This window comes from Paracoccus sp. (in: a-proteobacteria) (genome assembly GCF_030536915.1).
Taxonomy (GTDB): domain Bacteria; phylum Pseudomonadota; class Alphaproteobacteria; order Rhodobacterales; family Rhodobacteraceae; genus Paracoccus.
In genome coordinates this window covers 1-11670 of record NZ_JAUNPC010000087.1, presented here as the reverse complement: position 1 = coordinate 11670, position 11670 = coordinate 1, and the positions used below count along the sequence as shown (strand labels likewise).

The window sequence follows — 11670 nt, the reverse complement described above, 5'->3', positions numbered from 1 at the left end:
GCCGTGCCGTCCAGATGTCAGGTCGCTTGCTGGCCGGATGCCGCCGGGCGCTTACGTCGCCAGCGCGATGCGGCCGCCGGGCAGGCGGATGACGCGGCCCTCCAGTTCCAGGTCGAGGATCGTGGAGGCGAGATGCGCGGGCGAAACGCCGAGGTCGCGGATGACGCTGTCCTCGTCGGATGGAGAGGGGCCGAGAAGGGCCAGCAACCGATGGCGCAGGGCCGATGACCGGTCAGCATCGCCGGGGGCCATGCCGCCCGCGCTTCGCGCCACCTCTGAATCGTTGCCTTCCGGCTTCTGCAGGTTGCGCGGCGGAAGCCCGCGGCTGTCGGACATGACATTCCCGCCGCGCCGGTTATCCGGGGCGCCCATCGCCGCCGGATCAGGGCTGCTGCTCTCACTAGCCGTCCGACGCGCTTGCCCTTCGGACTCGACCTGGCCTTTCCGCCGCGCAGGGGCATCCGCACCTTCCGGCCCCCCGCGGGGAAACCGGGCCATCCCGCCTGCGCCGGACAGGGCGGCCAGCACGTCGTCGGAATTGCGCACCAGCGTCGCGCCGTCGCGGATCAGGGCGTTGCAGCCCGCCGCGCGGGCGTCGAGCGGATGGCCCGGAACGGCCATGATCTCGCGCCCCTGCTCGGCCCCGCAGCGGGCGGTGATGAGGCTGCCCGACCGATGCGCGGCCTCGATCACCACCACGCCCGCAGACAGGCCCGAGACGATACGGTTGCGCGCGGGGAAATGGCGGGCGACCGGCTCTACCCCCGGCGGCTGCTCGGTCAGCAGGCTACCGTTCTCGCGGATGCGGTCGGCAAGGGCGCGGTTCTCGGCCGGGTAGATGACGTCGATGCCGCCCGCCATGACGGCCAGGGTGCCGGCCTCGCAGCTTGCCTCATGCGCGGCGGTGTCGATACCGCGGGCGAGGCCCGCGACCACCGTCAGTCCGGCCTCTGCCAGCCCGCGCGCAAGTCCGCGCGCCATCCGCAGGCCCAGAGACGAGGCATTGCGGGCGCCGATGACGGCGACGGCCGGGCGGTCCAGCGCCTCGGCCCGGCCCTTCAGCCACAGGACGGGTGGCGCATCGGGAATCGTGGCAAGAAGCGGAGGGTAAAGCGGATCGTCGAAGCGGATCAGCCGCGCCCCCGCACGGACGCCCGCCGCAAGCTCGGCTTGGGCCACGCCCGCGGGGCAGATCTCGTAGCCCGCGATCCCGGCCTCGGCGGCGATCCGGGGCAGGGCGTCAAGCGCCGCCGCGGCGCTGCCATGTTCGGCCAGAAGCCGGTGGAACGTCGCCGGTCCGACGCGGCGGGAACGGATGAGGCGAAGAACCGTCAGGTCATCGTCCCGAGCGGCGCGCGGAGAAAAGGAGTTGTTGAAAGAAAGCGATTGCGCCTGCAATACCGGTCCCTGCCTCATCCGCAGGGAACTCATCGCATGGGGATGTTAAGAAAGCGTTAACGTCAGGCGGCCGAGCCGCCGACCGTCAGCCCGCCGATCAGCAGCGTGGGCTGGCCCACGCCCACCGGCACCCACTGGCCCTGCTTGCCGCAATTGCCGACGCCGGGGTCCAGGGCAAGGTCGTTGCCCACCGCGCGGATCTGGCGCAGGGCCGTCGCGCCGTCGCCGATCAGGGTGGCGCCGCGGATGGGTTCGCCCACCTCGCCGTTCCGCACACGGTAAGCCTCGGTGCAGGAAAAGACGAACTTGCCGTTGGTGATGTCCACCTGGCCGCCGCCGAAGCCCACGGCGTAGATGCCGTCCTTCAGGCCCGACAGGATCGCCGCCGGATCATCCGTGCCGGGGTCCATCATGGTGTTGGTCATGCGCGGCATTGGCGCATGGGCATGGCTTTCCCGCCTGCCGTTGCCGGTCGGCTCGACCCCCATCAGCCGGGCGTTCTGCCGGTCCTGCAGGTAGCCGACGAGGATGCCGTCCTCGATCAGCACGTTGCGCCGGGGCGGCGTGCCCTCGTCGTCCACGGTGATGGACCCGCGCCGGTCGGGCAGGGTGCCGTCGTCCACCACGGTGACGCCGGGCGCCGCGATCCGCTGCCCCATCAGGCCGGAAAAGGCCGAGGCCTTCTTGCGGTTGAAATCGCCCTCCAGCCCGTGGCCCACCGCCTCGTGCAGCAGGATGCCCGGCCAGCCCGGCCCCAGCACCACGTCCATGACGCCTGCCGGGGCGGGAACCGAGCGCAGGTTGACCTGCGCGATCCGCAGCGCCTCGCGCACCAGTCCCTGCCAGTGGTCGGGCTGCATCAGCGCGGCCAGCCCGAATCGCCCGCCGCCGCCTGCCGTGCCAGTTTCCCGCCGGGCATTCGATTCCACGATCACCGAGACGTTCAGCCGCGCCATCGGACGGATGTCGGTGACGATGCCGCCTTCGGGGCGCAGGATCACGACCTCCTGCAGCGAGGTCGCCATCGAGGCCGTCACCTGCACCACGCGGGGGTCGAGATCGCGGGCAAAGGCGTCGATGTCGCGCAGGGTGGCGATGCGGGCGGAAAACTCGATCCCGCCGACCGGGTCGGCGTCGGTGTAAAGCCGCGGCCCCGGCCCGGCGGGGGGCGGCGCCATCACGCCGCCGCCGTTGCCGACCGCCAGCCGCGCCATGGCGGCGGCGTCGCGCAGGGCGGGTTCGGTGATGTCGGTGGAATGGCCGTAGCCCGTGACCTCGCCCCGGACCGCCCGCAGGCCGAAGCCCTGCGTCGCGTCATAGCCCGCGCTGCGCAGCCGCCCGTCGTCGAAGACCAGGCTTTCGCTGCGGGCGCGTTCCAGGAAAAGCTCGCCATCGTCGGCGCCCAGGGTCGCCTCGCGCAGGATGGCAAGGGCGCGGTCGGGGTCGATCAGGGCGGCGAAAGGGTCGAAGCGATCGGTCATGTCAGCCGGGAGGTAGGGGTTTTTTAGGACGAAGTCGATAGCAATGGCTTGCCGGGTGGCGGTAGATGTGGTTGTGACAAGATGACGCGACGGGGCGGCAAGGGGTGCCGCCCGCGGTTGCATGAACCGGACTCCCACGGAAGACGCAGGGACCAAGACGGGAAACGACGAATGGCGAACTGGGCAAGGGGCCGCGTGACGGCAGGGCTGATGGCGGCGGGCTTTGCCGCGGCGAACCTGGGCGCAAGCGGCGCGGCGATGGCGCAGGACGTGCTGGGCGAGCTGCCGGTGATCGGCAAGCCCGAGCCGGGCGGGATCGGCTTCCAGCCGGCCTCCAGCCCGCTGGCGGCCGACCAGCAGTGGCTGGATCATTTCGTGCTGCTCATCATCACGGCGATCACGATCATCGTCTGCCTGCTGATCCTGTGGTGCATCGTCCGCTTCAACCGCCGCGCGAACCCGGTGCCGGCGCGCTTCACCCACAACACCCCGGTCGAGGTGCTGTGGACGGTGGTCCCGGTGCTGATCCTGCTGACCATCGGCATCTTCTCGCTTCCGGCGCTGTTCCGGTCGCAGGAAATGCCGGCCGACCCGGACGTGGTCATCAAGGCCGTGGGTCACCAGTGGTACTGGTCCTACGAATACCCCAACGACGGCATCGCCTTTGATTCGCTGATGCTGACGCGTGAGGAACTGGCGGATTACGGCTATTCCGAGGATGAATACCTGCTGGCCACCGACACCGCCGTGGTCGTCCCGGTCGGCGCCACGGTGCTGATGCAGGTGACGGCGACCGACGTGATCCATTCCTGGACCATCCCCGCCTTCGCCGTGAAGCAGGACGCCGTTCCGGGCCGCATCGCGCAACTGTGGTTCGAGGCGACGCAGGAAGGCGTCTATTTCGGCCAGTGCTCGGAACTCTGCGGCATCAACCACGCCTACATGCCCATCGTGGTCAAGGCCGTGAGCCAGGACACCTATGACGCCTGGCTGGCCGAGGCGCAGACGACCTTTGCCGCCGATGCCTCCGACCACCTGCCCGCCGCGCCGGTGCGGCTGGCCTCGGCGAACTGATCGGCGTGACGGACATCCGTTCATACGAGGCCCATGGCCTGGCTGCAGGGGGCGAGGGCGAGTTCGGCGACTATGTCGCGCTGCTGAAGCCGCGCGTCATGTCGCTGGTGGTCTTCACTGCCTTTGTCGGGCTTTACGTCGCCCCCGTGTCGGTGAACCCGGTCGTGGCTTTCGCCTCGATCCTGTTCATCGCGCTGGGGGGCGGGGCCTCGGGCGCGCTGAACATGTGGTATGACGCCGACATCGACGCGGTGATGAACCGCACCCGCAAGCGCCCCGTCCCCGCCGGCCGCGTGACGGCGGGCGAGGCGCTGGGAGTCGGCCTGTTCCTGTCGGGCCTTGCGGTGCTGATGCTGGGGCTTGCGGCCAACTGGTTCGCGGCGGCGTTCCTTGCCTTCACGATCTTCTTCTATGCCGTGATCTACACGGTCTTCCTCAAGCGCTCGACGCCGCAGAACATCGTAATCGGCGGCGCGGCGGGGGCCTTCCCTCCGATGATCGGCTGGGCCTGCGCCACCGGCGGGATCGCGGTCGAATCGCTCCTGATGTTCGCGCTGATCTTCTTCTGGACGCCGCCGCACTTCTGGGCGCTGGCGCTGTTCATGAAGGAAGATTACCACAAGGCCGGCGTTCCGATGCTGACGGTGACGCATGGCCGCGCGGCCACGCGCCGCCACATCTTCGGCTATACGCTGGTGCTGGCGCCCTTCGCCGTGGCGCTGGGTCTGACCTCCATCGGCGGGCCGATCTACATGGCGGTGGCGCTGGTGCTGAACGCGCTGTTCATCCACGGCGGCTGGCTGATCCTGCGCCGGAGCGAGGAACAGGCGCAAGCCGACGCCTATCGCGTCGAGAAAAGCTTCTTCCGGCTGTCGCTCTACTATCTTGCACTGCATTTCGCCGCGCTGGCGCTGCAGGCCACGGTGGGGACATGGTGATGGGAATCCGTGCGGAACATGAACTGCACCGCCGCCGCAGCGGGCGCAATCTCGGCCTGGGCATCGTGCTGGTGCTGTTCGTGACGCTGGTCTTCGCCCTGTCCATCGTCAAGGTGCAGCAGGGCGGCATGATCCAGGGCTTCGACCATCGCCCGGCTGCCCCCGCGCCGGCCTCGCTGCCCGGACCTGCCGCGAACCCCGTCGCCGTGCCCGGCACGCCGGGGGCGGACCTGCCCAACGCGCAACCCGCGCCGGTGCGGCCATGAGCACGCAACCCGACGCCAACAAGCGGGTGGTTTGGCGGCTGCTGGCGGTCGTCGTCACCATGGGCGCGCTCGCCTGGGTGGCGGTTCCGTTCTATTCCTGGTTCTGCCAGGTCACGGGTTTCGCCGGAACCACCCAGGTGGCCGAGCAGGGCTCGGACCGGGTGCTGGACCAGACCGTGCGCGTGCGCTTCGACGCCAATGTGATGCCGGACCTCGGCTGGACCTTCCGGCCGATGCAGACCGAGATGACCGTGCGCCTGGGCGAGACGGCGATGGCCTATTACGAGGCGGTCAACACCTCGGACCAGACGGTCACCGGCAGCGCGACCTACAACGTCGCCCCCTCGGACGCCGGCTATTATTTCGAGAAGATCGAGTGCTTCTGCTTCACCGAGCAGACGCTCGCCCCCGGCGAGCGGATCGAGATGCCGCTGACCTTCTTCGTCAGCCCCGACATGCTGGACAACCGCGACGCGGCCCATATCCGCGACATCACGCTCAGCTACACCTTCTTCCGCCAGGACGCGCAGAAATCGGCCCGGGCCGAGACCGGCGCCTCGGCGACCGCCCTGAACTGACCGCACATGACGACGCAGAGAGAGCCCGCCATCATGGCCCACGCCAAGAACCACGATTATCATATCCTGCAGCCATCCCTGTGGCCGTTCCTGGGCGCCATCGGCGCGTTCATCATGCTGACCGGCGGCGTCTTCTGGATGAAGCGGATGGGCGTGATGGGGCTGCCCGACTGGGCGGTCTTCGCGGCAGGCTTCCTGCTGGTGATCTACACAATGTACGGCTGGTGGGCCGACGTCACGCATGAGGGCAACACCGGCGACCACACCCCTGTCGTGCAGATCGGCCTGCGCTACGGCATCATCCTGTTCATCATCTCCGAGGTGATGTTCTTCGTCGCCTGGTTCTGGGCCTTTTTCAAGCACGCGCTTTACCCGATGGGCGAGATGAGCCCGATCGTGGACGGCGTCTGGCCGCCCGAAGGCATCCAGACCTTCGACCCCTGGCACCTGCCCTTCATCAACACGCTGATCCTGCTTTTGTCGGGTTGCGCCGTGACCTGGGCGCACCATGCGCTGGTCCATGACAACGACCGCAAGACCGTGATCCGGGGCCTGATCGTCGCGGTGATCCTGGGCGTCCTTTTCACCGCGCTTCAGGCCTATGAATACAGCCACGCGGCCTTCGGCCTGGCGGACACGGCCTATGGCGGCGTCTTCTACATGGCAACGGGCTTCCACGGCTTCCACGTCGTCATCGGAACGATCTTCCTCTTCGTCTGCCTGGTCCGCTTCATCCGCGGCGACATGAACCAGCACCAGCATGTCGGATTCGAGGCCGCCGCATGGTACTGGCACTTCGTGGACGTGGTCTGGCTGTTCCTGTTCGCCGCCATCTACGTCTGGGGCCGCTGATCCCCTTCACAGCCGAACAGGCGCGCGGGCAGGTCCCGCGCGCCTTTGCCGTTCAAGGGGCTGACGCCCCGTCCGCTCAGGGCATGTCATCGATGCTGCGCCGCCTGCTTCTGTTGCTGATCCCCGGCTTTGCCCTGACTGCCGTGCTGGCCTCGCTGGGGGTGTGGCAGCTGCAAAGGATGGAATGGAAGGCCCAGCAGCTTGCCGCCATCCAGGCCGGGATCGAGCAGCCGCCCGTGCCCCTGCCTGCCGCCATCGACCCCTCGATGCGCTACCTGCCGGTGGTGGTCGCGGGGCGCACGACCGGCGAGGAAATCCTCGTCCTCTCCCACACCAGGGAGGAGGGGGGCGGCTACAACATCGTCTCGGCCTTCGAGACGTCGGACGGGCGCCGGATCATGGTGGACCGCGGCTATGTCCCGCAGGACGACCGCCATGCCGCGCGTCCTCCCGTGACCCTGACCGTCGCGGGCAACCTGCACTGGCCGGACGAGAAGGGCGGATCGACCCCCGACCCCGACCTTGCCGCCAACATATGGTTCGCCCGCGAGGTGCCGCGCATGGCGGCGCATCTGGGGACCGAGCCGGTGCTGATCGTGGCAAGCACCGTTCAGGGCGACGCGCAGGGCGTCCAGCCGATCCCGCTGGACATCGCTGGCATCCCGAACAACCACCTGTCCTATGCGGTGCAGTGGTTCCTGTTCGCCCTGATCTGCTTCGGGATGACAATGGCGCTGGCTTGGCGTATCCGGCGGCAAAGCGACTGAAGGGAAGACGATGCGCTATATCTCGACCCGCGGGCAGGCGCCCGTGCTGCCCTTTGCCGAGGCGATGATGACCGGCCTCGCCCGCGACGGCGGGTTGTATGTGCCGGAAACGATCCCGCAGATGGACGCGGCTGCCATCGCCGCGCTTGAAGGGCTGTCCTACGAGGAGACCGCCTTCCGCGTCATGCAGCCCTTCGTGGCGGAAAGCTTTTCCGAGGAGGAACTGCGCCAGGCCATCCGCCGCGCCTATCAGGGTTTCGGCCATGCCGCCCGCGCACCCTTGGTTCAGCTTGCGCCAGGGCATCACCTGCTGGAACTGTTCCACGGCCCGACGCTGGCCTTCAAGGACTTCGCCATGCAGCTGATCGGCCAGCTGTTCCAGGTCGCGCTGGCCCGCGAAGGTCGCCGCGTCACCATCGTCGGCGCGACCTCGGGCGATACCGGCTCGGCGGCCATCGAGGCCTTCCGGGGGCTGCCGAACGTGGATGTCTTCATCCTCTACCCGCATGGCCGGGTCAGTGAGGTTCAGCGGCGGCAGATGACGACGCCGGACGATGCCAATGTCCATGCGCTGGCCATCGACGGCACCTTCGACGACGCGCAGGCGCGGCTCAAGGACCTGTTCAACGACCACGATTTCCGCGACAGCGTGAGTCTGGCCGGGGTGAACTCGATCAACTGGGCGCGGGTGCTGGCGCAGGTGGTCTATTACTTCACCAGCGCCGTGTCCCTTGGGGCGCCGCACCGTTCCGTCAGCTTCACCGTGCCCACTGGCAACTTCGGGGACATCTTTGCGGGCACTATCGCGCGGGCAATGGGCCTGCCGGTGGACCGGCTGGTGATCGCCACCAACCAGAACGACATTCTGGACCGCGCCTTGAAGACTGGCACCTACGAGGTTGGCCGGGTCGAGCCTTCGGTCTCGCCCTCGATGGACATTCAGGTGAGTTCCAACTTCGAGCGCGCGCTGTTCTATGCGCTGAATGGCTATGGCGGGGCCGTGGCCCAACTGATGCAGGAGCTGAAAGAGGGCAGCTTCACCGTTCCGCAGGGCGCGCTGCAGCACCTGCGCGAGATCTACGACTCGGGCCGGGTGTCGGAACCCGAGACGCTGGCCACCATCGCCCGCGTCCGCGCCGAGACCGGCGAGGTCGTCTGCCCCCATACCGCCGTCGGCATCAAGGTCGCGGACGACCACCGCAAGCCGGGTGTGCCGATGATCACGCTGGCGACGGCGCACCCGGCCAAGTTCCCCGATGCGGTGGAACAGGCCATCGGCCTCCGGCCCCCGCTGCCCCCGCATATGGCCCGGCTCTTCGACCTGCCCGAGCGGGTCACGCGGGTTGAAAACGACAACGAGGCGCTTAAGTCCTTGATCCTTGAACGGAGAATGGCTTGAACGACGTCCAGATCACCACCCTTCCGAACGGCCTGCGGGTCGCCACGCGACTGATGCCGGGGCTGCATTCCGCCAGCGTCGGCGTCTGGGTCAACGCCGGCGGGCGGGATGAGCGCGCCGAGCAGAACGGCATCGCGCATTTCTTGGAACACATGGCCTTCAAGGGCACCGCGCGCCGGTCCGCCCTGCAGATCGCGGAAGCGATCGAGGACGTGGGCGGCTATATCAACGCCTATACCTCGCGCGACGTGACGGCCTATTACGCGCGCGTGCTGTCGGGCGACGTAGGCTTGGCGCTGGACGTGATCGGCGACATCGTCCTGAACCCGGCCTTCGATCCGCGCGAGATCGAGGTCGAGCGCGGCGTGATCCTGTCCGAGATCGGCCAGAGCCTCGACACGCCCGACGACGTGATCTTCGACTGGCTGCAGGAAGCGGCCTATCCCGGCCAACCGATGGGCCGCACGATCCTCGGTCCCGCCGAGCGCGTGTCCCGCTTTTCCCGCGAGGACCTCGCGGGCTTTGTCGGCGAGCATTACGGCCCCGGCCAGATGATCGTGGCCGCCGCCGGCGCCGTCGATCACGAGGCGCTGGTGCGGCAGGCCGAGGACATCTTCGGCCATCTCAAGCCGCTTCTGGGCATCGGACGCGAAGCCGCCGTCTGGCAGGGCACCGAAGCCCGCCGCGTCAAGAAGCTGGAACAGGCGCATTTCGCCCTGGCCTTCGAGGGGCCGGGCTTCCGGGACCCCGACTTCTACGCCGCGCAGATCTGGACCAACGCGCTGGGGGGCGGCATGTCCTCGCGCTTGTTCCAGAAGATCCGCGAGGAGCGCGGCCTCTGCTATTCCATCTTCGCGCAGTCGGGCTTCCATGACGACACCGGGATGGTGACGGTCTATGCGGGCACCTCGGGCGACCAGGTGGCCGACCTTGCGCATCTGACGGTGGACGAGATCCGCCGCTCTGCCGAGGATCTGGGCGAAGCCGAGGTCGCCCGCGCCAAGGCGCAGCTCAAGGCCGGGCTGCTGATGGGTCTGGAAAGCCCCTCGGGGCAGGCGGAACGCATTGCCCGGGCACTGTCGATCTGGGGCCGGGTGCCCGATGCCGAGGAGGTGGCAGCCCGCATCGACGCCGTGACCGCCGGTGACGTGCGCGACCACGCGCAGCGGATGATCGCGCGGGCGCAGCCGGCCTTGGCGCTCTATGGCCCCGTCCGCAAGGCGCCCGCCCGCGAGGCGCTGGCCGAACGGCTCGCCGCCTGATGTTCTGGCGGCGCAATGCGCCCCGGCTGGAAACCGAGCGCATGGTTCTGCGCCTGCCCGCGCATGGCGATTTCGCCGCCTGGACCGGCCTGAGGGCCGAAAGCCGCGCCTTCCTGACCCCGTGGGAACCCGTGTGGCACGCCGACCACCTGTCGCGCCGCGCCTTCACCAACCGCGTCTACTGGGCCACGCGGGCCAGCCGCGGCGGCACCTCGCTGCCCTTGTTCCTGACGCGCCGCAACGACGGCGAGCTGCTGGGCGCGATCACGCTGGACGGCATCCGCCGCGGCCCCGCGCAGATGGGAACACTGGGCTACTGGATCGGCGCGCCCTTCGCCCGGCAGGGCTACATGCGCGAGGCGATCGGGGCGGTCGTCGGTCATGCCTTCGGATCGATGGACCTCAGCCGGATCGAGGCCGCCTGCCTGCCCGAGAACACCGCCAGCCGGGGCGTGCTGGAACAATGCGGCTTCAAATACGAGGGCGTCGCCCAGTCCTACCTGCAGATCAACGGACGCTGGCGGAACCATGTGCTGTATTCCTATCTGCGCCCCGACCGGCGCGGGCGGACCGAGGTGGGGTAGGGCGCATGGGGGCGCTGCCCCCGCCACTCTGCGAGTGGCTCCCCCGGGATATTTGGGCAAAGGAGAACTGGATGCTGAACCCCGCCGATGACCGCCTGATCGCCGCCTTGCCCGAAAGCGTCGTCCGCCCGCTGGAGCCGCGGCATCTGGACGAGCCGCGCGGCTATTTCGCGGGGCGGGGCGGGTTGCTGGCGGCGCCGCGCAACGTCGAGGAGGTGGCGGCCGTCGTGCGCGCCTGTGCCGTGGCGCGGGTGGCGGTGCTGCCGCGCGGGGGCGGGACCGGGCTGGTCGCGGGATCCGTCATGCCGCAGGGGCCCGCGCCGCTGGTCCTGTCGCTGGAACGGATGACCGCCATCCGCAACGTCTGGCCGGATGAGGATGCCTTGGTGGCCGAGGCGGGCGTCACCTTGCAACAGGTGCAGGAGGCCGCGGCCAGCGTGGACCGGCAGTTCCCGCTGTCGCTGGCAAGCCAGGGCACGGCGCAGATCGGCGGCGTGCTGGCGGCGAATGCGGGCGGCACGGGCGTGCTGCGCTGGGGCAACGCCCGCGCGCTGTGTTTGGGGATCGAGGCGGTGATGCCGGACGGGTCCATCCTGCGCGACCTCAAGCGGCTGCGGAAGGACAACACCGGCTATTCCCTGCGCGATCTTCTGATCGGGGCCGAGGGCACGCTGGGGATCATCACCGCCGCGACGCTGAAGCTCGCGCCGCGCCCGGCGGCGGTGGCGACGGCGATGCTGGAGGTGCCGGACCCTCAGGCCGCGCTGCAACTGCTGTCGCTGGCGCAGGCGATGATGGCGGGCTGCGTCACCACCTTTGAACTGATCTCGGGGCAGGGCCTCGCCTTCGTGGCCGAGACGCTGCCGGAAATCCGCCAGCCCCTGCCCGGCGCGCCCTGGTCGGTGCTGCTGGAACTGTCGCTGCCCAAGGGCATGGACCCCGATGCGGCGGTGGAAGACCTGCTGGGGAGGGCGATGGAGGAGGGGCTCGTCCTTGACGGCGCCATCGCCCAGTCGGGCCAGCAGGCCGCCGAGTTCTGGAACCTGCGCGAGCATCTGCCCGAGGCGAACC

Annotated in this window: 12 protein-coding genes; 10 read left to right on the top strand and 2 right to left on the bottom strand. The window is 69.0% G+C overall.

Going from position 1 to position 11670, the window contains the following annotated elements:
- Window positions 1-51: 51 nt before the first annotated feature.
- Both dprA and tldD read right to left on the bottom strand, forming a co-directional pair.
- A complete protein-coding gene (gene dprA, locus Q4F04_RS12685; RefSeq protein WP_303370186.1) occupies window positions 52-1416 on the bottom strand; it encodes a DNA-processing protein DprA in 1365 nt (454 codons plus the stop codon).
- A 44-nt stretch (window positions 1417-1460) separates the two neighbouring features.
- On the bottom strand, window positions 1461-2879 hold the full coding sequence (gene tldD, locus Q4F04_RS12680) for a metalloprotease TldD (RefSeq protein ID WP_303370185.1): 1419 nt from the start codon (window positions 2877-2879) through the stop codon (window positions 1461-1463).
- Between the two features lie 210 nt (window positions 2880-3089).
- On the opposite strand from tldD, the gene coxB reads away from it, so the two are divergent.
- The 10 genes from coxB to Q4F04_RS12630 all read left to right on the top strand — a co-directional run.
- A complete protein-coding gene (gene coxB / locus Q4F04_RS12675) occupies window positions 3090-3953 on the top strand; it encodes a cytochrome c oxidase subunit II (protein WP_303370188.1) in 864 nt (287 codons plus the stop codon).
- 5 nt (window positions 3954-3958) lie between these two features.
- Window positions 3959-4891: a heme o synthase gene (cyoE, locus tag Q4F04_RS12670; protein ID WP_303370184.1), complete on the top strand. Its 933-nt coding sequence runs from the start codon at window positions 3959-3961 to the stop codon at window positions 4889-4891.
- Window positions 4891-5157, top strand: coding sequence for a hypothetical protein (locus tag Q4F04_RS12665; RefSeq protein WP_303370183.1), 267 nt, complete (start codon window positions 4891-4893; stop codon window positions 5155-5157). The genes cyoE and Q4F04_RS12665 overlap by 1 nt, the downstream gene beginning before the upstream one ends.
- Window positions 5154-5735, top strand: coding sequence for a cytochrome c oxidase assembly protein (locus Q4F04_RS12660; RefSeq protein ID WP_303370182.1), 582 nt, complete (start codon window positions 5154-5156; stop codon window positions 5733-5735). The genes Q4F04_RS12665 and Q4F04_RS12660 overlap by 4 nt, the downstream gene beginning before the upstream one ends.
- 33 nt (window positions 5736-5768) lie before the next feature.
- A complete protein-coding gene (locus Q4F04_RS12655; protein ID WP_303370187.1) occupies window positions 5769-6587 on the top strand; it encodes a cytochrome c oxidase subunit 3 in 819 nt (272 codons plus the stop codon).
- Window positions 6588-6679: 92 nt separating this feature from the next.
- Window positions 6680-7354, top strand: a complete 675-nt coding sequence (locus tag Q4F04_RS12650; RefSeq protein ID WP_303370181.1) for an SURF1 family protein — start codon at window positions 6680-6682, stop codon at window positions 7352-7354.
- Between the two features lie 10 nt (window positions 7355-7364).
- Window positions 7365-8753: a threonine synthase gene (gene thrC, locus Q4F04_RS12645; protein WP_303370180.1), complete on the top strand. Its 1389-nt coding sequence runs from the start codon at window positions 7365-7367 to the stop codon at window positions 8751-8753.
- Window positions 8750-10015 (top strand): pitrilysin family protein, encoded by a 1266-nt coding sequence (locus Q4F04_RS12640; protein WP_303370179.1) that lies wholly within the window; start codon window positions 8750-8752, stop codon window positions 10013-10015. Before thrC ends, Q4F04_RS12640 begins: the two co-directional genes overlap by 4 nt.
- Window positions 10015-10599 (top strand): GNAT family N-acetyltransferase, encoded by a 585-nt coding sequence (locus Q4F04_RS12635; protein WP_303370178.1) that lies wholly within the window; start codon window positions 10015-10017, stop codon window positions 10597-10599. The genes Q4F04_RS12640 and Q4F04_RS12635 overlap by 1 nt, the downstream gene beginning before the upstream one ends.
- 71 nt (window positions 10600-10670) lie before the next feature.
- On the top strand, window positions 10671-11670 hold a 1000-nt coding region (locus Q4F04_RS12630; protein WP_303370177.1), incomplete at its 3' end, for an FAD-binding oxidoreductase.